Annotated in this window: 21 protein-coding genes, 2 tRNA genes and 3 pseudogenes; 23 read left to right on the top strand and 3 right to left on the bottom strand. The window is 32.9% G+C overall.

What is annotated here, in order from left to right:
* Nucleotides 1-123 precede the first annotated feature (123 nt).
* From gltX to OEI98_RS05130, 4 genes are all read left to right on the top strand, one after another.
* Complete coding sequence (gene gltX, locus OEI98_RS05115) at nt 124-1,563, top strand: glutamate--tRNA ligase (protein ID WP_266039978.1); 1,440 nt, start codon at nt 124-126, stop codon at nt 1,561-1,563.
* Nucleotides 1,564-1,663: 100 nt separating this feature from the next.
* Nucleotides 1,664-2,296: a SatD family protein gene (locus OEI98_RS05120; protein ID WP_266039980.1), complete on the top strand. Its 633-nt coding sequence runs from the start codon at nt 1,664-1,666 to the stop codon at nt 2,294-2,296.
* Entirely contained in the window at nt 2,289-2,990 is a 702-nt protein-coding gene (locus OEI98_RS05125; protein ID WP_266039982.1) for a DUF3307 domain-containing protein, read from the top strand. The genes OEI98_RS05120 and OEI98_RS05125 overlap by 8 nt, the downstream gene beginning before the upstream one ends.
* A 119-nt stretch (nt 2,991-3,109) precedes the next feature.
* On the top strand, nt 3,110-4,291 hold the full coding sequence (locus tag OEI98_RS05130) for an ISL3 family transposase (RefSeq protein WP_012269583.1): 1,182 nt from the start codon (nt 3,110-3,112) through the stop codon (nt 4,289-4,291).
* A 253-nt stretch (nt 4,292-4,544) separates the two neighbouring features.
* On the opposite strand, the gene OEI98_RS05135 is transcribed toward OEI98_RS05130, so the two are convergent.
* Together OEI98_RS05135 and OEI98_RS05140 are read right to left on the bottom strand one after the other, a co-directional pair.
* A tRNA-Glu gene (locus OEI98_RS05135) sits at nt 4,545-4,620 on the bottom strand.
* 4 nt (nt 4,621-4,624) lie between these two features.
* Nucleotides 4,625-4,698 (bottom strand) — tRNA-Gln (locus tag OEI98_RS05140).
* A gap of 168 nt (nt 4,699-4,866) precedes the next feature.
* Between OEI98_RS05140 and OEI98_RS05145 the strand changes: the two genes are divergently transcribed.
* The 10 genes and pseudogenes from OEI98_RS05145 (at nt 4,867) to holA (ending at nt 13,285) form a co-directional block, all read left to right on the top strand.
* Complete coding sequence (locus tag OEI98_RS05145; protein WP_003869538.1) at nt 4,867-5,037, top strand: DUF362 domain-containing protein; 171 nt, start codon at nt 4,867-4,869, stop codon at nt 5,035-5,037.
* A 127-nt stretch (nt 5,038-5,164) separates the two neighbouring features.
* Complete coding sequence (gene ilvE / locus OEI98_RS05150) at nt 5,165-6,040, top strand: branched-chain-amino-acid transaminase (protein ID WP_003869537.1); 876 nt, start codon at nt 5,165-5,167, stop codon at nt 6,038-6,040.
* Between the two features lie 51 nt (nt 6,041-6,091).
* Nucleotides 6,092-7,294 (top strand): alanyl-tRNA editing protein, encoded by a 1,203-nt coding sequence (locus OEI98_RS05155; protein ID WP_266039988.1) that lies wholly within the window; start codon nt 6,092-6,094, stop codon nt 7,292-7,294.
* 82 nt (nt 7,295-7,376) lie between these two features.
* Nucleotides 7,377-7,595, top strand: a complete 219-nt coding sequence (locus tag OEI98_RS05160; protein ID WP_004405182.1) for a hypothetical protein — start codon at nt 7,377-7,379, stop codon at nt 7,593-7,595.
* A 73-nt stretch (nt 7,596-7,668) separates the two neighbouring features.
* Nucleotides 7,669-7,854 (top strand): aspartyl-phosphate phosphatase Spo0E family protein, encoded by a 186-nt coding sequence (locus OEI98_RS05165; RefSeq protein WP_039929424.1) that lies wholly within the window; start codon nt 7,669-7,671, stop codon nt 7,852-7,854.
* Between the two features lie 115 nt (nt 7,855-7,969).
* Nucleotides 7,970-8,470 carry an ECF transporter S component gene (locus tag OEI98_RS05170; protein ID WP_266039995.1) on the top strand — a complete coding sequence of 167 codons (501 nt, stop codon included), beginning with the start codon at nt 7,970-7,972 and terminating at the stop codon, nt 8,468-8,470.
* 76 nt (nt 8,471-8,546) lie between these two features.
* Nucleotides 8,547-9,270: pseudogene (locus OEI98_RS15035) on the top strand (HAD family hydrolase).
* Nucleotides 9,267-9,989, top strand: coding sequence for an MBL fold metallo-hydrolase (locus tag OEI98_RS05185; RefSeq protein WP_003869531.1), 723 nt, complete (start codon nt 9,267-9,269; stop codon nt 9,987-9,989). Before OEI98_RS15035 ends, OEI98_RS05185 begins: the two are co-directional and overlap by 4 nt.
* Nucleotide 9,990: 1 nt before the next feature.
* Nucleotides 9,991-12,264 (top strand): DNA internalization-related competence protein ComEC/Rec2, encoded by a 2,274-nt coding sequence (locus OEI98_RS05190; RefSeq protein ID WP_266040003.1) that lies wholly within the window; start codon nt 9,991-9,993, stop codon nt 12,262-12,264.
* A gap of 4 nt (nt 12,265-12,268) precedes the next feature.
* Nucleotides 12,269-13,285 (top strand): DNA polymerase III subunit delta, encoded by a 1,017-nt coding sequence (gene holA / locus OEI98_RS05195; RefSeq protein WP_003869529.1) that lies wholly within the window; start codon nt 12,269-12,271, stop codon nt 13,283-13,285.
* A gap of 26 nt (nt 13,286-13,311) precedes the next feature.
* On the opposite strand, the gene rpsT is transcribed toward holA, so the two are convergent.
* Nucleotides 13,312-13,596: a 30S ribosomal protein S20 gene (gene rpsT, locus OEI98_RS05200; protein WP_003869528.1), complete on the bottom strand. Its 285-nt coding sequence runs from the start codon at nt 13,594-13,596 to the stop codon at nt 13,312-13,314.
* A gap of 133 nt (nt 13,597-13,729) precedes the next feature.
* On the opposite strand from rpsT, the gene OEI98_RS05205 reads away from it, so the two are divergent.
* The 9 genes and pseudogenes from OEI98_RS05205 (at nt 13,730) to hrcA (ending at nt 24,056) form a co-directional block, all read left to right on the top strand.
* Nucleotides 13,730-14,056 (top strand): phage holin family protein, encoded by a 327-nt coding sequence (locus OEI98_RS05205; RefSeq protein WP_003869527.1) that lies wholly within the window; start codon nt 13,730-13,732, stop codon nt 14,054-14,056.
* A 5-nt stretch (nt 14,057-14,061) separates the two neighbouring features.
* Nucleotides 14,062-15,027 carry a GPR endopeptidase gene (gene gpr / locus OEI98_RS05210; protein ID WP_003869526.1) on the top strand — a complete coding sequence of 322 codons (966 nt, stop codon included), beginning with the start codon at nt 14,062-14,064 and terminating at the stop codon, nt 15,025-15,027.
* A gap of 70 nt (nt 15,028-15,097) precedes the next feature.
* On the top strand, nt 15,098-16,291 hold the full coding sequence (gene spoIIP / locus OEI98_RS05215) for a stage II sporulation protein P (protein ID WP_266040011.1): 1,194 nt from the start codon (nt 15,098-15,100) through the stop codon (nt 16,289-16,291).
* 95 nt (nt 16,292-16,386) lie between these two features.
* Nucleotides 16,387-18,560 (top strand): annotated as a pseudogene (locus OEI98_RS05220) (hypothetical protein).
* 11 nt (nt 18,561-18,571) lie between these two features.
* Nucleotides 18,572-19,689 (top strand): annotated as a pseudogene (locus OEI98_RS05230) (glycosyltransferase family 4 protein).
* A 74-nt stretch (nt 19,690-19,763) separates the two neighbouring features.
* Nucleotides 19,764-19,961, top strand: a complete 198-nt coding sequence (locus OEI98_RS05235) for a hypothetical protein (RefSeq protein WP_266040019.1) — start codon at nt 19,764-19,766, stop codon at nt 19,959-19,961.
* Nucleotides 19,962-19,994: 33 nt separating this feature from the next.
* The gene (gene lepA, locus OEI98_RS05240) at nt 19,995-21,806 is read left to right on the top strand and encodes a translation elongation factor 4 (RefSeq protein WP_266040022.1); all 1,812 of its coding nucleotides are present in this window, start codon (nt 19,995-19,997) and stop codon (nt 21,804-21,806) included.
* Nucleotides 21,803-22,930: a radical SAM family heme chaperone HemW gene (hemW, locus tag OEI98_RS05245; protein WP_266040024.1), complete on the top strand. Its 1,128-nt coding sequence runs from the start codon at nt 21,803-21,805 to the stop codon at nt 22,928-22,930. Before lepA ends, hemW begins: the two co-directional genes overlap by 4 nt.
* 94 nt (nt 22,931-23,024) lie before the next feature.
* Nucleotides 23,025-24,056 (top strand): heat-inducible transcriptional repressor HrcA, encoded by a 1,032-nt coding sequence (gene hrcA / locus OEI98_RS05250; RefSeq protein ID WP_014062689.1) that lies wholly within the window; start codon nt 23,025-23,027, stop codon nt 24,054-24,056.
* Nucleotides 24,057-24,061 lie beyond the last annotated feature (5 nt).

The following is a 24,061-nucleotide window of genomic DNA, read 5'->3' on the forward strand; positions in this document are numbered from 1 at the left end:
GCTCCTTTTTTTAAGTTTATAGTATGATTATACCACAAATTTTTGCTGAAATACTTCTTTGTTGAAAAAACACTTCAATTAAAGTATAATCAAAATAGTTTAAACTTATGAAGAGGTGAGAAGATGAGTGAAGTAAGAGTAAGATTTGCTCCAAGTCCTACAGGGAGTTTACATATAGGTGGTGCCAGGACTGCCCTCTTTAATTGGCTTTTTGCAAGGCACAATGGAGGAAAATTTATTTTAAGGGTGGACGACACTGACCTACAAAGGTCTACAGAAGAATCTATGAAAGGAATACTTGATGGACTTAGATGGTTAGGTATTGATTGGGATGAGGGACCTATTTACCAATCGCAAAGGTTAGAAGAATATAGAAAATTTGCAAATAAATTATTAGAGGAAAGAAAGGCTTACTACTGTTTTTGCACAAAAGAAGAGTTAGAAGAAATGAGAAAACAGGCAGAAAAAGAAGGTAGGCCTCCAATGTATACTGGAAAATGCAGAAATTTGACCAAAGAGCAAATAGAGGAGTATTTAAGGCAAGGGAGAAAACCTGTAATAAGATTAAAAGTGCCTCAACAAGGGAAGACAGTAGTTCACGACGTAATAAGAGGGGATGTAGAGTTTGATAATTCCACCTTTGATGACTTTATAATTATGAAATCAGACAATATGCCTACTTATAATTTTGCTACTGTGGTGGATGATTACCAAATGGGAATAACTCATGTCATACGGGCAGAGGAACATTTGTCAAATACTCCAAAGCAAATATTAATTTATGAGGCTTTAGGCGTAGAAATTCCTCAATTTGCCCATGTGTCTATGGTTTTAGCTCCTGATAGGAGCAAACTTAGTAAAAGACATGGAGCGACTTCTGTGCAAGAGTTTAGAGACCAGGGGTATCTTCCTGAAGCAATTGTAAATTATATAACCTTGCTGGGATGGATGCCAAAAGATGGAGAAGAAATTTTTGATGTGTCAAAAAGCATAAAAGAATTTACTTTAGAAAGGGTATCAAAAAATCCAGCTGTTTACGATGTACAAAAGCTGACTTGGATAAACGGCCATTACATAAGGAATTATGATCTAGATAAATTAACTGAAGCAGTTATCCCATTTCTGAAAGCTAAAAACTTAATTAGGGAGGATTTCGATTATGACTATATCAAAAAAATAGTAAGTGCAGTAAGAGAAAGGGAAAAAACTCTTGTGGATATAGCTGATGCCATGAGTTATTATTTTACAGAAGTTAACGAATATGAGGAAAAAGGGGTCAAAAAGTATTTTACTAAAGAAAAAGTTGTGGATATTCTAAAAAAAGCAGCGGTGACTTTAAAAGAACTGGAGCCTTTTGATAAATTTACGACTGAGGAAGCCTATCGCAAACTTGTGGAGGAATTACAAATATCCAGTGGTGAACTTTTTCATCCCACGAGATTAGCTATTTCAGGGAGGACTTTTGGGCCAGGACTATTTGACATAATGGAACTTTTGGGAAAAGAAAGAACTATCGAAAGAATCGAAAAAGCCATGGATTTTATTGAAAAGATGAAGAAATAACAAAAATATTGACATAGTGCACAATTTTTACTACTATGATAATAGTATTACCCTTATAAGGGTGATACTATTATTTTAACCCATGAAAGGGTGATATCGTGTGTATATAGTGATAACAGGAGACATAATTGGTTCAAGAGAACTGTTAGCAAAGGGGATTAAAAGAGAAAATTTTGTAAAGGCAGTAGAAGAAGTAAATAAAGCTTGTGAAGATTGTCTGCTTGTAAAATTTTCACTCATGAGAGGGGATGAAATACAAGGAGTTGTAAAACAGGTAGATTTTTTACCAGCAGTTGTTAGGAGTCTTAGGTATAACTTTTTACCAGCAGGTTTGCGCATTGGAATTGGTGTAGGAGCTATTTCCACAGATATAGAGGAAAATTCTTGGGAAATGGATGGAGAGGCTTTTTATAGGGCAAGAGAGGCTTTGTCTTTATGTGATAAAAATGCTATTACAATAGTGAAAACTGGAGATTTGCTGATAGAAGAAGCTGCTAATGCTTTATTTACTCTGTTGGACGCTTTACAATCTAAGTGGACGAGAGCTCAATGGGAAGCAGTTATGACTTATGAAAAAAATGGAACCTACAAAAAAGCTGCCCAAATATTAAAAGTAATGCCACAAAATGTAGCAAAAAGGTGTTATGCAGCTAGATGGCAGGCTGTTGTAAAAGGAGAGAAAGCCATTGTCCGGTTATTGAAATTTGTATTGGAGGGCAATACAAATGAATAGTAATAATTTTGTTTTAACATTACTTTTTTTGTCTCACGGTTTGAGTGACTTCCTATTTCAGACAGATTCTATTGTGCTTAAGAAAAGTAAGGGATTAATTCAGGGATTTATAAAACATTTTTTAATAGTGCTTGTGTTAAATCTATTGTTTTTACCTTTTTTTAATTTTAAGGCAATTTTGACTTTAGTGCTTTTATCTTTTATTCATATCATAATTGATTACTTGAAATACAAAATTGTAAAGACAGACAATGTTTATTCATTTATAGTAGATCAAACCCTTCATTTTCTTACTATCTATTTTATTTCTTTAAAACTTGTTGATGTTTTTTATTTTCTTCCTCCGGAAATTTATTCTAAGACATTTGCTGTACTATGTATTTATATTTATGTCATTTTTGGAGGAGCAATTTTCATAAAATATGTACTTTTAAGTCCAAATATTCGTGTTTCTAAAGTAGAAATAACTTCTTCAGGGAAAATGATCGGTATGCTAGAGCGGACTTTGATGGTTACGTTAATTGCTGTCAATCAAATGGCAGCAGCCAGTTTTGTGATTGCAGCTAAATCTATCGCGAGGTATAAAGAGTTAGATAATAAAGACTTTGCAGAATACTATTTAATAGGGACAATGTTAAGTATGCTTATGGCTCTTTTTGGAGGTTTAGCAATAAAAGCCATATTAAAAATATAGGTTCTATAATAAATGTTGGGGTGGGGAAAAAGAAATCTATAAAAAGAGAGCACTTATTCTGAATGCCTGCTATAATAGAAGTGGTTAAAATAACCCAACAAAAGGAGGCATCAGAATAAGTGCAAGGTAATTATATCACAAATTTCTTAAAATCTGAAGATACAATTTTGGAAGGTGTTGTAGAGAATGACAACAGGATAGAGCTTCATATTAAGATGAAACAGAAACCACATATTTGTCCAAGGTGCGGGGAAATAACATCTAAGATTCATGATTATAGAGTACAAAGAATAAAAGATGTACCGCTATTCGGGAAACCAACAGTGATAGTACTAAAAAAGAGGAGATACGTTTGTAAACACTGTGGCAAGAAATTCTATGAACATGTAGACTATTTACCACGTTACCATAGAATGACCAACAGATTATCTATTTACATACTACAACAACTAAAAAAACAACAAAGCATGAAAGATATATCTGAAGTTACAGGGGTATCAATTACGACTGTGATGAGACTTTTAGACACAATAGGAGTAGAACCTGATTATAAAACATTACCGGAAATTATCAGTATAGACGAATTCAAAGGGAACTCTGGAGGCAGGAAATATCATTGCATTATTGTAGACCCAAAAGAAAGAAAAATATTAGATATTTTAAAAGACAGAAAACAAGAGAATCTAAGTGAATATTTCAAAAGATTTAAAGACAGGAATAAAGTAAAGTGGGTTATTATAGACATGTGGAGGCCTTTTTCAGATACAGTAAAAACATATTTCAAAGGAGCTAAAATAGCAATAGACAAATTTCATTTTACAAGGTACATATATTGGGCGATAGAAAATGTAAGAAAGAGAATACAAAAAGAGCTACCAGACAATAAAAGAAAATATTTCAAAAGAAGCCGTAAGCTTCTTCTTGCAAAATATGATACTTTAACAACAGAACAAAAAGAAGAATTGGAAGTAATGTTCTGGTACAGCGACGACTTAAGAATAGCATACCTTTTAAAAGAAGAATTTAATGATAAAGTATTAAAATGCAAAAATTCAAAGGAAGCAAAAATAGAATTAAAAAGATGGATACAGTTAGCTAAAGAAAGCAAAATTGATGAATTTAAAAGATGTGTGCAAGTATTTAACCGTTGGTTTGAAGAAATAACAAATGCCTTTGATATACCATATACTAATTCTGTAACAGAAGGTTACAATAATAAAATTAAGGTGCTAAAAAGGCTTGCATATGGCTATAGAAATTTTCATCGATTTAGAAAGAGAATATTATATTGTAATGCTTAATGTTCTAACTTAATACTATTTTTAGTGATAAAGGATATTCAAGGATATTATAGAGCCTTGATGAAAAGGCATAGATAAATATCCACCCATACTTCTAGCTATATCTCTTATCACAACTAACAATTTACAAATATTACCATATTATGTGATAAGATTTATAGGTGGGCATTCAGAAAAAATACCCACCCCAACTATTGACAAAGAGCCAAAATATAAAAGGCATCCATCGGATGCCTTTTTCTCATTTTACAATTGGTAGCCCCAAGGGGACTCGAACCCCTGTCTTCGCCGTGAGAGGGCGATGTCCTAGGCCGCTAGACGATGGGGCCAAAATGGCTGCCGAACTAGGATTCGAACCTAGACTAGATGATCCAGAGTCACCTGTGCTACCATTACACCATTCGGCACCGCCTCGACGAAAGTAATTATAACATAGGTTTTATAATTTGACAATACCCCTTATATTTTTTAAAATTTTAGTTAATTCTTAAAGTTTGATTTGATTATTTACAATTCTGTATAAATAATTTATAATTTTTGTGGAGCTACATACTGTATACAGGGAGGGGAAAATAATGGCACATTACATTACTGATGAATGTATAAGCTGCGGGGCTTGTGCAGCAGAATGCCCGGTAGATGCTATCCATGAAGGGGATGGAAAATACGAGATTGACCCTGATACTTGTATTGACTGTGGTGCTTGTGAAGCTGTGTGTCCAACAGGTGCTATAAAAGCTGAATAACTAAAAAACAAAAAGCCTCCTTTGAGGGGCTTTTTGTGCTTTTTGCTTTTTATATTACATTGACTAAACTCTTTTAAAGTGATAAAATTTTGCTAAATTAATTTGAAGCAAAGGAGGAGTCATAAGTATGGGGTTAGTATATGTAAATGGAGAATTTGTAGACAGTGAGAAAGCATCAGTCTCGGTTTTTGATCATGGCTATCTTTATGGGGACGGTATTTTTGAGGGCATAAGGGCTTATGATGGAGTTATATTCAAACTTGATGAGCACTTAAAAAGGCTTTATAGTATGGCAAAAGCGCTTCTTCTCGACATTCCTATGACGATGGAGGAAATGAAAGAAAAAGTTGTTGAAACGGTAAGAGTTAATAATTTAAGGGATGCTTATATAAGGCTTGTAGTATCGAGAGGAAAAGGTGATTTAGGCCTTGACCCATATAAATGTCCTAAACCTACTGTTGTTATAATTGCTGATAAGATTACTTTGTATCCTGAATCTATGTATCAAAACGGTTTAAAAATTATTACTTCTACTTATAGAAGAAATTCTATTCAGGCTTTAGATCCCCAGATAAAGTCATTAAATTATTTAAACAATATTCTTGCAAAAATTGAAGCAGTAAAAGCAGGGTATCCTGAAGCTCTTATACTAAACCAAGAAGGATATGTAGCTGAATGTACTGGTGACAATATTTTTATAGTTTCAAATGGCACCTTGTATTCTCCTCCTTCGACAGTAGGAGCATTAGGAGGAATTACAAGGGCTACTGTAATTGATATAGCAAAGCAATTAGGAATCCCTTTTGAAGAAAGGTATTTTTCCTTGTTTAACGTGTATACTGCAGATGAATGTTTCTTGACAGGTACAGCTGCTGAAGCAATACCAGTGGTAGAAGTAGATCATAGGGTAATAGGAGATGGAAAACCTGGTCCCATAACGAAAAAGATAATAGAAGAGTTTAGAAAACTTACTCCTGTTTTAGGAACAAAAGTTTATGAATAAGAATTGCATGGATGACTTCCATGCAATTCTTATAAAGAAGGGATGATTTTTATGACTGAAAAGCTTTTTTATGAGGATAGTTATATTACTGAATTTGATGCTAATATCATAGATAAAAGAAAAATAAATAACAAATGGGAACTAGTATTAGATAAAACTTATTTTTATCCTGAAGGTGGAGGTCAACCAAGTGATACGGGCCTAATTGATGGTATTAAAGTTTACAAAATATACGAGGAAAATGATACAGTATACCACCTTGCAGATAAATGCCCTGAGGGTATAAAAGTTCATTGCCAAGTTGATTGGGAGAGAAGATTTGACCATATGCAACAGCACACCGGACAACATCTTTTATCAGCCGTTTTGGAGAAAAAATATGGAGCTCATACGCAAAGTTTTTCTATTGGGGATAAATCTTCCCACATAACTATAACAAAAGATACTTTTAACGAAGAAGAGGCTTTTGAAGTGGAGAAAGAAGTTAATAGCTTTGTTTATAAAAATATACCTGTTAAAACTTATTTTGCAGATGAAGAAATGTTAAAAAAGCTGCCCCTTAGAAAGCAACCACAAATCAGTGAAAATATAAGAATAGTAGAAATAGAAGGGATAGATTATTCTCCTTGTGGGGGCACTCATGTTAAGACTACAGGAGAAATAGGAATTGTAAAAATAAAGAAGTGGGAGAAAACGAATAAAGGCATAAGGTTGGAATTTGTAGCTGGATTTAGAGCACTTTATGATTATCACATAAAAAATAATTATGTGAATGCTCTTTGTCATCTTCTTTCCGAACAAGAAGAGAATATTTTAGAACATGTGTTAAAGTTACTTGAAGAGAATAAAGAGGTTAAAAAAGAAGTTAATATTTTGAAAGAAAACATATTGTTAGAAGAGTCTAGAAACCTGATAAAAAGTTCAGAGTTGCATGGAGGTATACACATAGTATACAAGCTTTATGAAAATAGAACGACAGAAGAGATAAAAATATTAGCTAAATACATAGTTTCTAATGACAAATGTATAGCTATACTTGGGAATAAAAGAGGAGAAACAGGAGATTTAGTGGTTTCAAGGTCTGGCGATGTAGACATTGTGGTGAATGGATTTTTTAAAGAGGTATTGAGGGTTTTTGACGGAAAAGGTGGAGGAAACGCTTATATGTGTCAAGGCGGAGTCTCCCCAGACAGATTAGAATTAGCAATGGACAAGGCGCTGAGTATTGTTATAGACGAAATAAATAAGAGATAAAAATTTTTAAAATTTTAGCAGGAAATTTATAACATATATAGAATATATTATAATAAATATTTAAAATGGGGAGAGTAGGGAGATGGGTGTAGTAAAAAAAGTAGATGAAGAATTAAAACGAAGCATGGAGAGTATTAAGGAAAAAATAAAAAGTGACGATATCTTGAATAGGATACTAACTAATGAAGCTGGACAGGTAAATGAGGGAGAAAATGATTGGAAAGTAGAGTGTGGACGAGAAATTGTAGAAATTTATAAGAAATTGGTTAATATAGTAGATAAATTAAGGGTTGTTTCTTAATAAAGCCTATTGTAATTTTTGTATTATGATGGTAAAATTGTATATACGAACTCTCAAAAAAGGGGTAAACAAAATGAAAAGTAATGAAGCATTAGAAAGACAGATAAGTGTTTTGAGGAAAGAACTGGATAACCTCGTTACTAAGGAAGAGATTGACTATGAAAAAGTGCTTGATATAAGTCGTAAACTGGATGATTTGATTGTTTCATATATAATTACCAAAAAAGATAGGTATTCCACAGTTGGAAACTATATCTAAAGCCTTTTAAGAAACAAGGGCTTTTCTTTTTTTGTTATTATATTGTTATGATTGCACCATTACAATTGTATGTTATAATATAACTATCCTACATACATTTATTGGAGGTGGAAATATGGAACAAAACAATGTTAAAAAAATAGTATATGGGGCTTTTATGATGGCATTGGTTACTATTGGTACTATGGTAATTCAGATACCCACTCCGGCTACAAAAGGCTATATAAACGTAGGCGATTCTTTTATATTCTTAAGTTCTGCTTTATTTGGCCCTGCAATGGGATTTGTAACTGGAGGCATTGGTTCTGCTCTTGCGGACTTATTATCAGGTTATGCATATTGGTCTCCATGGACCTTTATAATTAAAGGGATAGAAGGGTTGATTGTTGGACTTATGTATAAAAAATATACTAAGGAATATTTAAAAGTTGTATCTTTTATAATAGGAGCTTTATGGATGGTGTTAGGATACTATATAGCAGGAGGAATCATGTACGGTTTTAAGGCTTCCTTAGTTGATGTGCCAAGTAATTTAGTGCAAGGTTTTGCAAGTATAATAATAGGGTATATTTTGATACGTTTGATATCTCGATTGGAACTATTTAACAAAGTGTAGCAGGGTTTTTTAAACCTTGCTTTTTTTTATGTAAAAATATATCATTATATAGGAAAGAGAAATTGAGGTGATGAGAATGATTGATACATTTCTATTTGACTTGGACGGTACCTTACTTCCTGTTGATACGGACAAGATGTTGGATGAGTATTTTTTAAGTCTCACAAAAAAGCTTTCTTCTCTATTTGACCCCCATTTTTTATTTAAAAGTCTTTATAGTGCCAGTATGGACATGATAAATAATTTAGATCCAAACAAAACTAATGAAGAAGCATTTTTTGATTCTTTTTTAAAAAAGTCAACTATCCAAAAGAGGAATTGGATGTACTTTTTGAAGACTTTTATTTAAATGATTACAAAGAGTTAGGAAAAAATATTAAGGCCAATGAATACGTCAAGAAATCCTTAGAAATTTTGAAAGAAAAAGGCTATACACTTGTTTTAGCAACCAATCCTGTATTTCCAAGAATTGCAATTTTAGAGAGGCTTAGATGGGCAGGCCTTAATGAAAGCTATTTTGATTTTATAACTACTTATGAAAATATGCATTTTTGTAAGCCCCATATACAATACTATGAAGAGATATTAAAAGTTATAAATAAAAAGCCGGAAAATTGTTATATGGTGGGAAATGATGTGGAAGAGGACTTGATAGCTTTTAAGTTGGGTATGAAGACTTTTTGATTGAGGACTATATGATAAATAGAAATTCAAAAGATATAGTAGTGACACAAAAGGGTAGTTACAAAGATTTATATGAATTTGTCTGTAGCTTTAAGGAGGGAGGCAAAAATTTATGAAAGTCACAGTGTTAGGGTGTCATGGGCCTTTCCCTGGGCCTTATGGGGCTACTTCCGGATATTTAGTAGAAGAGGAAAATACTCATATTTTACTGGACTGTGGCAGTGGAGTAATAAGCAGATACCAAAGGTATTACGAGTTAAATAAATTAAAATACATAATTTTGTCTCATTTGCACTCTGATCATGTGGCAGACATGATGGTTTTAAGATATGCTCTTGATATTATGGAGTCAAGAGGCATGATAACTGAACCTGTGAATGTATATTGTCCACAAACACCAGAAAATGTTTTTGAAGATTTTAAGTTTAAAGATGTTTTTAATTTACACATTATAAATGAAGAGGCTACTTTAAATTTAGAGGGAATAGAGATTTCTTTTAAAAAGATGACGCATCCTGTAGAGACTTATGCTGTGAAGATGAAAAAGGGAGAAAAAATCTTTGTATATAGTGGTGATACCACCTATAATGAAGATTTAATATCTTTTGCAAATAAAGCTGATTTATTCCTATGTGATGGAAATTTCTTGACAGGAATGCAAGGACCACACTTAACTGCTGCGGAAGCTGCTGAAATTGCTAAGAAAGCCGAGTGCAAAAGATTAGTTTTGACTCATTTGTCACCGCTTATTTCTATCAAGGATTATTATGATGAAGCAATTAAAGTCTTTGGAAATACAGAAATTGCAAGAGATTTTGAAGTTTATGTGATATAAAATGGAATTTCCATTTTTATATCTTACTGTAGCTCTTTCTTTAGGAGTAATAATTGGAAGATATGTTTTTCATCCTTTTGCTTTTTTGCTTTTATTAGCAATTTCAGTGGCTATTTCTTTGTGGCGGTATTTGAAAAATAAAAATGTCAGTTTACTTCTTTTAATTTCTTTTATTTTTGTAGGTGCAATTTTAAGTGGCAATGCTTTTAATTCTCCCAATCCTTATCTAAAGTTTGAAGATAAATTTATAACTATAAATGGCAAGGTGTACGAGGTAAAAGAATATGAGGGATATGCTAAATACATAGTTAAACCGCCTAAATTACCTAAAGTATTGGTTACTCAATATGGGGGCAAATATCCTTCAGAGGGAGATATTATAAGTATAAGAGGGATAATTTCAATTCCCCAAAAAGCTACAAATCCAGGAGGCTTTGACTACAAGCTCTTTTTAAAGAAAAAAGGAATTTATGCAGTTATGAGAGTGCAGGGGTATGCCGTTGACATTGTGGGCAAAGGCAATTTAAATTTTATTGAGAAGGTTATATATGCTGCAAAGCAAAAAACAGAAGTTAATTATATAAATTCAATGCCCGAAAGAGATGCTAAGTTTGTTATATCGATTTTTTTAGGAGATAAACTTGTTGACGATGAGACTTTGGGACAATTTAGGACAGCAGGTATTTCACATATTATTTCCGTATCAGGAATGCACGTAGCAATTATAACAGGTTTTATACTTTATATGTTAAGTCTTTTTAACATTAGAAGGTACAAAGTTCCTATCATTATAATTGTATTGACCTTCTATGCAATTTTAACAGGAGCAAATCCGCCAGTTATAAGGGCAGCTCTTATGGCTTCTATCGCTTTAATTGGCACTACTTATGGCAAAAAACATAATTCTATAAATTCTTTGTCTTTTGCGGCTTTTGTGATATTAATATTTAACCCTTTGATGCTGTGGGATGTAGGTTTTCAACTTTCATTTGTTGCCACTTTAGCCATTTTGTATTTCTATAAGCCGATACGAGAAAAATTATCAATGCTAAATCCCAAAATACGAGATTTAGTCGCTTTAACTCTTTCTGCTCAAATTGGCACAATCCCCTTTACCATGTATTATTATCATTATATATCCATAATTTCGCTTTTGTCCAACATTGTAATAGTGCCATTGGCGAATATAGCAGTTGTTTGGGGATTTTTATCGGCTATGATAGGGCTGATTTTTCCTCCCTTGTCCTATTTTATAAATTATATAAATATACCTGTAGTAGAAGCTATTTTGTACATAACGAAACTGTTCAATAGCTTTCCTTATGCCAGTATAAATACTATTGTTCCGCCTTTGTATGTGATTGTTTTGTATTATGGAATTTTAACAGTCCTACTTAGCAGTTTTGATAAAAAAACTAAAAAGATTTCTATTGCAATCGCCTTGACTTTTGTTATAGCAATTTTCTTTTATAATTATCTATTGCCTAAAGATTTAGAAGTGACTTTCCTGGATGTAGGACAAGGGGACAGCACGTTTGTCAGGACACCCCACGGCAAAACTTTTTTAATAGATGGAGGAGGCAAACCTTTATTTGCGACTTCTTCTTTTGATGTTGGAGAAGATCTAGTACTTCCATTTTTGTATTACAAAGGTGTTATGAAGCTTGATGGAGTATTTATATCTCATACAGATATTGACCATATCGGTGGAATAATTACTGTTTTGCAGCAGATAAAGGTAGATAAAGTTTTTATTGGAGTCCAAAAAGTTACTGATGAGAATTTTAAAAAGATGATTAAGGTTGCAAAAGAGAAAAACATCCCTGTTATTTTTCTGAAAAAAGGAGATAAGGTTGAAATAGATAATATTGAAATATACGTTTTACACCCTGACCCTCAAAATTTAATAGAGGAAAATCCTATAAATAACAATGCACTTGTTTTTAAGATGAAGTACAAGAAGATGGAATTTTTATTTACAGGTGATATAGAAAAGCCTGCAGAAGAGGTTTTGAAAAATTTAGACATAACGACTGATATTTTAAAGGTGGCTCACCACGGGTCAAATACTTCTTCTACACAAGAATTCATTGAAAAAGCCAATCCGAAAGTATGTATTGTCCAAGTAGGTAAAAACAGTTATGGACTACCTGATGAGAGAGTGCTAAAATATCTTCAAGAGAAGGCGAAGGTATATAGGACGGATAAAAATGGAGCAATTATCGTAAAAACAAATGGAGAAAGGGCTTATATAACTACTTTTCTCAAGGAGTGAAATAATGAATTATAAAGAGTTAGTGGAGAGTTTAAAAAAAGATAAGATTGACAATGTATATCTTTTTTATGGAGAAGAGAGGTTTTTATTGTTAGATGCTTTAAAAAGGATAAAAGCAAAAATATTAATGCCTGAGACTATGGATATGAACTATGTGGTTATTGAAAAAGATAGTCCAGAAGAATGTATGGAAGCTATTATCGAAAATTGTGAGACATTACCTTTATTTTCTGATTACAAATTAGTAGTAGTAAAAAATGAAGAGGAACAGCTTTCTAAGCTAGGGGATAAAGAGTTAAAAAGACTTACGAACTATCTAGAAGAAAAAGTTACTTCTCCTCAAAGCAGCATTGTACTAGTAATTATAGGAGGAGAAAAAATAGATTTAAGGAAAAAGCTTTATAAGTTTATTGAAAAAATAGGTAAAATAGTTTATTTTCAAAGACTTTCTTTTGAAGAGGCAGTAAATTACGCCGGCTATTTTTTAAAAAAGAGTGGCAAAAAAGTAAAAAAATCTGATGTGGAATATATTGTGAAGAGCGTTGGAACGGATTTATACGCAATTGTAAATGAAATACATAAATTAGTTTCCTATTCTGACAGTGAAGAAATAGAAATGGAAAAGATGAAAGAGGTTCTTACTATAAACCTGCAACAAAACATTTTTAATCTTGTCAATGCTATAGGAATGAAAAAAGAAAAAGAGGCTTATAAAGTTTTACACACCCTTTTAGAAAAAGGAGAAGTACCCCTTATTATATTGTCGATGATTGTAAGACAAATGAGGTTGATTACTAAGATAAAAAGCTTTGAAGGTAAATTTGGCGATAAAAAGACTATTGCATCTTCTTTAGGAGTACCATACTTTGCAGTAGAAGAGTTAATGAGACAGAGTAGACTTTTTAAAAAAGAAGAGTTGGAAAGAGCTTATAAAGAGTGTTTGAAATGTGATATTGCATTGAAATCAGGAGCAGATAGTAGTTTGGCATTGGAGGGGCTTGTAAAAAAATTGTGCAAATGATAAAAAGCGTACTTTTAAGGTACGCTTTATTCATTACTTGCTGCTGATTTTAAAAGATTGTTAAATTTTGCATAAAGTCTGGACTTTTTTCTTGCCACTGTGTTTTTGTGGAGAACTCCTTTTGTGGCAGCTTTGTCCAATTCTTTGACAGCAAGTCTTAATTTTTCTTTTATTGTTTCTATATCTCCTGTAGCTAAACTTTCGTTAAACTTTTTAATAAATGTTTTAACTCTTGATTTTATCATTTTATTGCGTAAAGTCCTTTTTGCGATAACAGAAATCCTCTTCTTTGCAGATTTTGTGTTTGCCAAAAGCTTCACCTCCTCAATCGAATTTAATTTTACCACGAAAGAAATAGTTTTTCAAGGATTAATACACTTTTTACTTTACCACAGAGGTATAAAATTTGTCAATTTGTTCATCATAATTAAAGGAGGTGATTTAATGTTACAAACAGTTATTCGCTTTATTGTGTCAGCTATTGTGCTGTTAGTGGTAGGATATCTTGTTCCAGGGTTTAGCGTCGCAGGATTTTGGGGAGCTCTTATTTCAGCGGTGGTAATAGCTTTGTTAGGCTATATTGTAGAATTAATATTAGGGAAAGATATTTCACCGAGAAGCCGTGGCTTTGTAGGATTTATTGTTGCGGCGGTAGTGATATACGTTTCTCAGTTTATTGTTCCTACCATTCACGCAACAATAGTTGGTTCGTTGATTGCTGCTTTTGTGATAGGATTGGTTGACGCCTTTGTACCGACAGAGTTGAGGTGATGTAGATGTACAGTATAAGGACAGACCTTGCAGTAGAAGCGAGAGAATTATACAAAGGAAGAGAGATTCCAGGGGTGAGTGTGGAGGAAAAACACTTAGAGGGTATAAAAGTGACAAAGGTCAAAATTTTAAATGAAGAAGGAGAAAAAGCAATGGGGAAGCCAGTGGGGGACTATATAACTATTGAAGCCCCCGGCCTCATTGAAAGGGACTTGGATTTAGAGGAAGAAGTTGCGAAAGTTTTAGCAGATATAATTAAAGAAATAGCTAATTTGACGGAAAATACACAAGTTTTAGTAGTAGGGTTAGGCAATTGGAATGTCACCCCTGATGCTTTAGGGCCACGGGTGGTGTCTAACATTGTGGTGACAAGGCATTTAAAGGAATATGCACCTCAACAGTTTGGCGATGAAATTCGGTCTGTCAGCGCAATTTCTCCCGGAGTTTTAGGCATAACCGGGATAGAAACAGCTGAAATTTTAAAAGGTGTAGTTGACAGAATAAAACCTGACTTAATAATTACAATTGACGCTTTGGCTTCGAGAAGATTAGAGAGGTTGTCTACTACTATTCAAATTTCAAATACAGGTATAAGTCCAGGGTCTGGAATAGGTAATAGAAGGCTTTCCATTACTGAGCAAAGCTTAGGGATACCTGTAATAGCCATAGGAGTTCCTACAGTAGTAGATGCGGTCACAATTGCTAACGACACCATCGAATATTTAACAGAAGAGTTACTAAAACAGACCAAAGAAGAAAGCCCTTTTTATGAAGTACTTAAGAATATGAGTCAACAAGAGAAATACAGTCTCATTCAAGAAGTTTTAACACCTTATGTACATAATCTTGTAGTTACTCCTAAAGAAATAGATTTATTGGTAAAAAATATATCTTCAATTATTTCCAGAGGGATAAATCTTGCACTACAACCTGGGCTTACGGAAAAGGAAATGAATCAATTGCTTCATTAAACATAAAGTACTAAAGCACCTCTTGATGGAATATTTATAAAATATAAAAACCAAAGAGAGGTGCTTCTTTTTGTACAGGTATTATAGTTTTTCAAAGATAAGCAGAATAATGTTTCTAATTTTGTTATTGATAAACGTTTTTCTTTATAATTGGATGACACAACCTTATAAGGGTGAATATAGACAAATAATTGGTGATTCTTTTTCAGAGGAGTATGATAAATTAAACAGTTTATTTGTAACTTCAATAAATTATACCCTGCCGATAATAGAAGTAGCATTTACTTCTCAAGGGTATACAGGAAAGGATTTAACCTTTTCCTCTTTGTTAAATGCTAAAGTTAAAGACCCTATTAATATATTGAAATTTCAACTTCCAATTTTAGCACAGATAGATTTGGAAAAAGTAAGTGCTAATAATATACAGAATAATAATGCACAAACAAATCCTCCTTCTAATAACAATGTGAATTTGTCTGATACTAATGCACAAAGTGACAAAAACACACCGCAGACACAAGGAGAGGAAAAAAAACCGGTTTCGAAAAATATAGATAATAGTAAACCCTATCTTTTGATATATCACACTCATACTATGGAAGCTTATGCTGCTACAGAAAAGAACAAATACATAGCAAGGTACGGCTATGATAGGACAGATGATTTAAATTATACTGTTGCAAAAGTAGCAGATTATCTTACGGAATATCTTAGAAAAGAAGGAATTCCTGTATTGCACGATAAAACTATCAATGATTACAACTATGACAAATCCTATGTAAACTCTTTTGCAACGGTCAGTAAAATTTTAAAAGAGTATCCTTCTATTAAGGCTGCAATTGACTTGCATAGAGATGGCTATGGTGCTGTTATGAAACCAGGGGTAGAAACTATTCCTGTTTTGAGCAATTTGCCAAACCAAGATTTTAGAAAAAAATATGTGATGGAAATAAACGGGGAAAAAGTAGCAAAAGTTTCTTTCATAATAGGTTCAAGAAGGACACCGGAAATGAAAGAAGATTGGAGAAGAAATTACGAATTTGCCAAAAGAATAAGTGATAAATTAAATGAACTTTATCCCGGCCTATCTTTAGGAGTACAGGTAAAGCCCTACAGTGAATATAATCAGCATCTTCTTGAAAAGTCGATACTGATAGAATTAGGAAGTAACTATAATACTTTAGAGGAGGCAATTGCAACTACAAAGTATCTGGCTAAAGCCATTAGTGAAGTGATGAAGCAGCAACAAGATTTTGGGCAGTGAAGACTGCTTTTTATTTTATAGCGATAAATGTTGATATTAATTTAAAAAAGGTTAAAATAAATTACTGTAATTATCAAAGATTTAGGAGGTTTTTTATGAAATTTGCAGCAAGGATAATGGGATTGGCCTTGGCGTTTTTAATCCTCTTTAGCACTGTTTCTTATGGACAAGTAAATAATATAAAAGATAGAAAAATAGTTATTTTTATTGTAGACAGGGTTAATTTAAATGACTATGTTGCAAATGACCTTCCTAATATAAAATACCTCATGGAAAATGGTACATATGGACTTATGACGGTAAATTCTGATGGAGGCAGGACCCCTGAAAACGTGTATATGACAATTGGTTGTGGGACAAGAGCTGTAGGTTCTGAAAAAGCTTCCCTTAATTTTAACGCTTCTGAAATAGTAAATGGAGAACAAGCTTCTATAATTTTCAAAAGAAATACAGGTATTAAGCCACAAGTATTTAATATAGTAAATTTAGATTTTGCGCAAATAGAGAGAAATAACCTAACTCGAAATCACATTGTAGTACCTGGCTTATTAGGTGCTCTTTTAAAACAAAATGGAAAAACTGTTGCTGTGTTTGGCAATGAAGATACTGATGTAGAACAAAGAAGATATGCGCCTCTTATAGTAATGGATGAAAAAGGAATCGTAGATTTTGGCGATGTGAGTGATAATATTTTAAAAAGAGACCCTTTAAGCCCTTTTGGCATTATGACAGATTATAATTTGCTCTATCAAAAATATACAGAGATGAAAGAAAAACCTGACTTAACTATTTTTCAATTGGGAGATACGATAAGAGCGAATGATTACCATAAATATGCGATGGATAAAATTAATGAGAGAAATAAAAAAAGGGCTTTATACGAAGCAGATGAATTTATTGGCAAAGTCATAAGAGAAGGCAGTCCCAACACCTTATACATTGTCTTAACTCCACTTCCTCCATCTAAAGATATGGGGCAAAAGAGTTATTTAACCCCCATAATACTTTTTGGACCAGGCTTTACTAAAGGCTATGTTACTTCAGACACAACAAAAAGAGAGGGGATTGTCACAAATACAGATTTAATGCCAACAATTTTACAGTATTTTGATATTCCTATACCAACTTTTTTGACGGGACATCCCCTTTATAATTCTGGTTACAAAGGAAATGTAGACAAATTATTAGCTGAGAGTCATAAACTAGTTTTTAATTACACTTATAGGCCTATTTTCTTAAAAACTTATGTGGTTTTAGAGATAATAATTTTAATTTTTGCCCTATTAGTTTTGCTGCTTTTGAAAAAGTATGCGGTCTATTTAAAACCTCTATTGTTTTTTGTTTCTACTATTCCTTTGACTTTTTTGCTATTACCTTTGTTTAATTATACTAGCCTATCAAATAGCATCGTGGGAATATTATTTTTGACAGCAGTGGCGATTATAGCGATTCATGAAATTAACCCTTATGGTTATTATTTCTATGCTATAATAGGTTTAATTACTTCCCTTGTTTTGCTAATTGACCTTGTGACAGGGCAATATTTGCTAAAAAATTCTTTTTTAAGCTATGACGTCATCGGAGGTGCCCGTTTTTATGGCATAGGAAACGAGTATATGGGGGTATTGATTGGAGCCGTCTTATGTTTTACTACAATGGCTTTTGAAATTTTTTCGAATAAAAAGCTGCTTTTAGCTATAACTACAATAATATACGCACTGGTATTCTACTTTATTGCAGCTCCAAGTATAGGTACAAATGTTGGAGGATCGATAACAGCCTTTGGAGCTTTTGCTGTTTCGCTGCTGCTTTTGTCTGGAAAAAAATTAACATAAAAAATTTAATATATATTGGTGCCGGGATAGTTTTAATGCTTTTGGGCTTGTTTTACTTGGATTCTTTAAGGCCAGTTTCACAACAAACTCACATAGGACAAACTTTTGCTTTAGTAAAAAGTCACGGTATAAAATCTTTATTACAAATTTTTGAAAGAAAGCTTTTAATGAATTATAAGCTCATAAAATATTCTATATGGTCGAGAGTATTGTTGACACTTATAGTTGTTTTACTAATTCTTTTCTTCAAACCTGTTGGAGTGTTGAGTGAAATTTTCAAAAAACACACCTACATTCGAATATGCTTTGTTGCGACGATTATAGGAAGCATTCTTGCTCTAATTTTTAACGATTCAGGAATTGTAGCGGCAGCTACAATGATGGTGTTTGTAGGACCTATGTTAATACATTTTGTTATTGATGAAATGTCTTAAAAGGTGGTTTTATGGGAAAAATGAAGGTATTGCAAATTGTAAGAAAATCAGAAGGAGGAATGAAAAAGCATTTATTATCACTGGTTAGATTGTTAGACAAAGATAAGTATGAAATTGCTGTTTTGTGCTCTTTTGACAAAAAAACTCAAGAATATCTCAAAAAATTAGGGATTGCAGTATATGACATTGACATTGGGGACGGAATTAGTTTAAAAAAAGATTACAGGGCAATTAAGTTTATACGAAAGGTAGTAAATGAGTTTAAGCCAGACATTGTTCACATGCATGGGGCAAAAGCTTCATTGGTAGGAAGAGTCGCATGTTTTGCTATGCCTGTAAAAACAGTAGTGACAATCCACAACTTTGCAAATTACAATAATATGAGTTTTTACAAAAAGAAACTTTTATTGAGTTTAACAAAAATTCTAGACAAAAAAACCCATCAGTTTATTGCTGTCTCTCAAGCATTAAAAGATGATTTAGTTCTAAATCAAAATGTAAAAGAAAATAAAATAAAAGTGGTGTACAATTGTATTGATACCTCTTTTTACGAGGAAACAACTCTTAATTTAAAAGAAGAATTCGATTTGCCACAAGATTCCTTTATTGTAGGAAGTGTAGCAAGGCTTATACCTGCTAAAGGTGTCCAAGATTTAATAAAAGCGGCTTCAATTTTAAAAAATGTAAATGCCTACTTTTTTGTAGCAGGAGATGGCCCTTTTAAAGAAGAATTACAAAAAATGATTGATAGTTTAAATTTAAAAGACAGATTCTTTTTACTGGGATATAGAAATGACATTCCTTCTTTTTTGAGAAATCTCGATGTATTTGTGCTTTCCTCTCATGAAGAAGGATTTGGAATTTCTGTAATTGAAGCTTTAAATGAAGGAGTTCCTGTCATAGCTACAAAGGTGGGGGGATTCCAGAAATTCTAAAAGATGGGGTTGAAGGAATTTTAGTAGAAAAAGAAAGTCCTGAAGGGTTGGCAAAAGCTATAGAAAAACTTTTGAAATATGAGGAATTGAGAAAAAATATAAGCTTAAAAGGAAAAGAAAGTGCAAAAAGATATAGCTGCAATAAAATGATTGAAGAAATACAACAGATTTACGATACTTTGAAAGGAAGATAAAAGATGAGGCTTACAAGGACAAAAGAGAGAAAAAACAGATTCAAAGAAAGAGACTTGTAATCTTTGCTCTTTTATTGTACATTGTTATTATGGTAGTAGGACTTGTAATAGCTGATTCTTCCTTTAATGAAGTTACTACAGGGATGAGGAAAGTAAATATATTTGGTGTATATTCAAATAGCGAAAAGGTGATCGTTAAAATTTTTGGTAAAGAGTCAGTTATTGACATCGGGGGGTTAAGCCAATACTTTAAAGGGCGATTTTGGAAATGAGGTCTAAGTCTTTAATTTTTGAGGAGGTACACAATGTCAGAAAGGATGCAGTATATTAGAAATTTTTGCATTATTGCTCATATAGACCATGGCAAATCTACTCTTGCAGATAGACTTATTGAGAAAACAGGTTTTCTTTCTGAAAGGGAAACAGATAAGCAAATTTTGGATAATTTAGAATTGGAAAGGGAAAGAGGAATTACTATAAAGTTAAAGCCTGTAAGAATGATTTATAAAGCTAAAAATGGAAATGAATATGAGCTTAATCTTATTGATACCCCTGGACATGTGGATTTTACTTACGAGGTATCCCGAAGTATTGCAGCTTGTGAAGGGGCCCTCCTTGTAGTAGATGCTACACAAGGGATTGAGGCGCAAACCCTTGCTAATGTGTATATGGCTTTAGAACATGATTTAGAGATAGTACCTGTGATAAATAAAATAGACCTTCCTTCAGCAAATCCTGAACTTGTAAAAAAAGAAATTGAAGACGTGATTGGAATTAACGCAGAAGATGCTTTGCTTACCTCTGCTAAAGAAGGCATAGGTATAGAAGAAGTTTTAGAAGCCATTGTAAATAGAATTCCCCCTCCAAAAGGAGATGAAAATAAGCCTTTAAAAGCGCTAATTTTTGACTCTTTTTATGATAACTACAAAGGTGCAATAAGCTTTGTAAGGGTAGTAGATGGAATTGTTAAACCAGGAATGAGAATAAAAATGTTTTCTACTGGCAAAGTTTTTGAAGTTACAGAAGTGGGTATGTTTAGACCTAACCTTTATCCAGTAGAAGAGCTTAAAGCAGGTGAAGTTGGATATATTGCTGCCAGCATAAAAAATGTAAAAGACACTCGCGTAGGAGATACAATAACAGATGCAGATAATCCAGCCGATTCTCCACTTCCTGGCTATAAAGAAGTAGTGCCAATGGTCTTTTGTGGAATTTATCCTGCGGATGGACAAGATTATGAAAATTTAAAAGAAGCTTTAGAAAAACTTCAGCTAAATGATGCGTCACTTGTATTTGAACCTGACACCTCTGCTGCCTTAGGTTTTGGATTTAGGTGTGGCTTTTTGGGACTTTTGCACATGGAAATAGTTCAAGAAAGGTTGGAAAGAGAGTACAACTTAAATCTTGTCACTACTGCACCAAGTGTAATTTACAAAGTTTACAAAACTAATGGAGAGGTATTGGATTTGGACAATCCCACAAAAATGCCGCCTCCTACGCAAATAGATCATATTGAAGAGCCAATTGTGGAAGCTACTATTATGGTGCCTACTGAATATGTAGGGGCAGTTATGGAGCTTTGCCAGGATAGACGGGGAGCATATTTAGGAATGGAATATTTAGAACAAACTCGCGTACTTTTAAAATATGAAATGCCTTTAAATGAGATAATATATGACTTTTTTGATGCTTTAAAATCACGAACAAGGGGTTACGCCTCTTTCGACTATGAGCTTAAAGGGTATAAAGAATCTAATTTGGTAAAGCTTGATATTTTAATAAATGGCGAATTGGTAGATGCTTTATCCATGATAGTTCATAAAGATAAAGCCTATGAAAAAGCGAGAAAAATTGTAGAAAAGTTAAAAGAAAATATTCCAAGGCATCTTTTTGAGATTCCAATCCAGGCTGCAATAGGCTCTAAGATTATTGCAAGAGAGACTGTAAAAGCTTTGAGAAAAAACGTTCTTGCCAAGTGTTATGGAGGAGACGTAACTCGTAAGAAAAAACTTCTGGAGAAGCAAAAAGAAGGTAAAAAGCGCATGAGACAGGTGGGAAGTGTTGAAATACCTCAAGAGGCTTTTATGTCAATATTGAAGCTAGATGATGAAAAATGAGGGAGATAGGATTATACATTCACATTCCTTTTTGTAAAAGAAAATGCTATTATTGTGATTTTAATTCTTATGCAGGCTATGATTATCTTTTTGACGACTATATTCGGGCACTACTTATGGAAATAGAATCAAATTCTACAAAAGATTATAATGTGGTTTCGGTTTATATAGGAGGAGGTACCCCTAACCTTTTGCCTCCTTCTTATATAGAGAAGATATTGAAGTCTGTATTTAAAAATTATAAAATACTTGATGGTTGCGAAATTACTATTGAAATGAATCCCGGCCTTATAACTGAAGAAAAACTAAAAATTTATAAAGACAACGGGATAAACCGAGTAAGTATTGGACTTCAAGCTTTTCAAAATAGGCTTTTAAAATATATAGGTAGAATTCATACAATAGAAGATTTTTTTGAAAATTATGAGTTAGTGAAAAAGTTCTTTGGCAATATAAATATTGACCTGATGTATGCTCTTCCTACTCAAACCTTTAAAGAGTGGCAAGAAACTTTAAAAGAAGTAGTAAAATTACAGCCGACGCATGTTTCTACTTATAGCTTGATTTTAGAACCTAACACCTCCTTTTACAGACTTTATGAAAAGGGTCAGTTGCCTATAGTTGATGAGGAAGAAGAGCTTAAAATGTATCATTGGGGTATAGAGTTTTTAAAAGAAAAAGGTTATCACCATTACGAAATATCTAATTTTGCATTGCCCACATTTGAATGTCGCCACAATATTTTATACTGGGAATGCAAAAATTATTTGGGATTTGGTGCAGGAGCCCATTCTTATATGGAGGGTGTGAGATATAGTAATATTGAAAATATAAAAGACTATATTAAGAGCATTTTAGAAAGAAAAAGTGCAGTTAAGGAAAAAATAAAGTTGGCAAAAGAAGATAGAATGGCTGAGTTTATGTTTTTAGGAATGAGAATGACAAAAGGAGTGTGTGACAAGGATTTTAAGAAAAGATTTGGTATCAGTTTGTTTGAATTTTACAAAAAAGTAATACAAAAATACTTAAATGAAGGTCTAATTGAGATTGATAATGAGTGTGCAAAACTTACCGAGAGGGGTATTGATGTCTCTAACGTCATTTTTGAAGAATTTCTGCCCTAAATGAGTATTGACAAAAAATTATAAGAGTGGTATTTTAAAAACATGAATTAGCACTCAATCGAGTAGAGTGCTAATAATACATGGGGTGGTGAAAATGCCGTTAGATGATAGGAAGAAAAAAATACTATATGCGGTTATTACTGATTATATTATGACGGCAGAGCCAATAGGGTCGAGAACAATAGCTAAGAAGTACAATATAGGATTAAGTTCTGCTACTATAAGAAACGAAATGGCGGATTTAGAAGAAATGGGATATTTGGAGCAGCCTCATACTTCCGCAGGAAGAATACCTTCAGATAAAGGATATAGATTTTATGTAGACAGCATTCTTCGAAATTATATAAACAATGACCCTCCAATTAGCTATAATACTCGCGAGGAAATTATAGCGGAGTTTGATGAAATTGTAAAGAAATATGCAAGAATTTTGGCTAACATAACTCACCATACTACAGTTGCTAAAATGCCAAGGTTGAACCCTGATAGAATAAGGAAAATCCAACTTATACCTGTTGCTTCTAATAAAATGATCTTTTTAGTAGTGACAGACACAGGAATTGTAAAAAATTACTTGCTAAATTTATGCCAAAATGTAGATAGAACTATCTTTGAGTTTTTAAACAATTTGTTAAATGACAAAATTGCTGGCAAAAGCGAAAAAGATATTTTTGAGTTTTTACAAAAAGATTTAAGGCAGATGTTGGGAGAGGTAGCTTTTATAGCCGACGAATTGATAAACACTATACTTTTGAGCTTGAAGCAGTTACAAGAAACGGACATTTATGCGGATGGAACTTCCCATATTTTAGATTTTCCTGAATACAAGGATTTAGGCAAAGCAAAAAATTTTTTCAATCTTTTGGACAACAAGTCGTTATTGAACGAAGTTTTAGAGCCTGAAGTAGATTTTATAGATGTGAGAATAGGAAGCGAAAACAAGTTTGAAGAGATGAAAGACTTAAGCGTAATAAAAACCACTTATAAGATTAACGGTCGTGTGGTGGGTACAATAGGAATTATAGGACCTACAAGAATGGATTATAGAAGGTTGATTAACGAAATCAATATGATGACAAAAGAGCTTTCAAATCTTTTGTCGAGTATATACAATGATGAAATATAACGAGG

The sequence above is a fragment of the Thermoanaerobacter sp. RKWS2 genome (assembly GCF_026240795.1).
GTDB classification, from domain to species: Bacteria; Bacillota; Thermoanaerobacteria; order Thermoanaerobacterales; family Thermoanaerobacteraceae; genus Thermoanaerobacter; species Thermoanaerobacter ethanolicus.

What these genes read in the sequence shown, in the direction of transcription:
- OEI98_RS05155 (WP_266039988.1), top strand. Translation starts at nt 6,092, where the DNA reads ATGACTGAAAAGCTTTTTTATGAGGATAGTTATATTACTGAATTTGAT.
- OEI98_RS05165 (WP_039929424.1), top strand. Translation starts at nt 7,669, where the DNA reads ATGAAAAGTAATGAAGCATTAGAAAGACAGATAAGTGTTTTGAGGAAA.
- gpr (WP_003869526.1), top strand. Translation starts at nt 14,062, where the DNA reads ATGTACAGTATAAGGACAGACCTTGCAGTAGAAGCGAGAGAATTATAC.
- OEI98_RS05205 (WP_003869527.1), top strand. Translation starts at nt 13,730, where the DNA reads ATGTTACAAACAGTTATTCGCTTTATTGTGTCAGCTATTGTGCTGTTA.
- OEI98_RS05185 (WP_003869531.1), top strand. Translation starts at nt 9,267, where the DNA reads ATGAAAGTCACAGTGTTAGGGTGTCATGGGCCTTTCCCTGGGCCTTAT.
- ilvE (WP_003869537.1), top strand. Translation starts at nt 5,165, where the DNA reads ATGGGGTTAGTATATGTAAATGGAGAATTTGTAGACAGTGAGAAAGCA.
- OEI98_RS05145 (WP_003869538.1), top strand. Translation starts at nt 4,867, where the DNA reads ATGGCACATTACATTACTGATGAATGTATAAGCTGCGGGGCTTGTGCA.
- OEI98_RS05190 (WP_266040003.1), top strand. Translation starts at nt 9,991, where the DNA reads ATGGAATTTCCATTTTTATATCTTACTGTAGCTCTTTCTTTAGGAGTA.
- hrcA (WP_014062689.1), top strand. Translation starts at nt 23,025, where the DNA reads ATGCCGTTAGATGATAGGAAGAAAAAAATACTATATGCGGTTATTACT.
- OEI98_RS05160 (WP_004405182.1), top strand. Translation starts at nt 7,377, where the DNA reads ATGGGTGTAGTAAAAAAAGTAGATGAAGAATTAAAACGAAGCATGGAG.
- gltX (WP_266039978.1), top strand. Translation starts at nt 124, where the DNA reads ATGAGTGAAGTAAGAGTAAGATTTGCTCCAAGTCCTACAGGGAGTTTA.
- OEI98_RS05125 (WP_266039982.1), top strand. Translation starts at nt 2,289, where the DNA reads ATGAATAGTAATAATTTTGTTTTAACATTACTTTTTTTGTCTCACGGT.
- lepA (WP_266040022.1), top strand. Translation starts at nt 19,995, where the DNA reads ATGTCAGAAAGGATGCAGTATATTAGAAATTTTTGCATTATTGCTCAT.
- hemW (WP_266040024.1), top strand. Translation starts at nt 21,803, where the DNA reads ATGAGGGAGATAGGATTATACATTCACATTCCTTTTTGTAAAAGAAAA.
- OEI98_RS05170 (WP_266039995.1), top strand. Translation starts at nt 7,970, where the DNA reads ATGGAACAAAACAATGTTAAAAAAATAGTATATGGGGCTTTTATGATG.
- holA (WP_003869529.1), top strand. Translation starts at nt 12,269, where the DNA reads ATGAATTATAAAGAGTTAGTGGAGAGTTTAAAAAAAGATAAGATTGAC.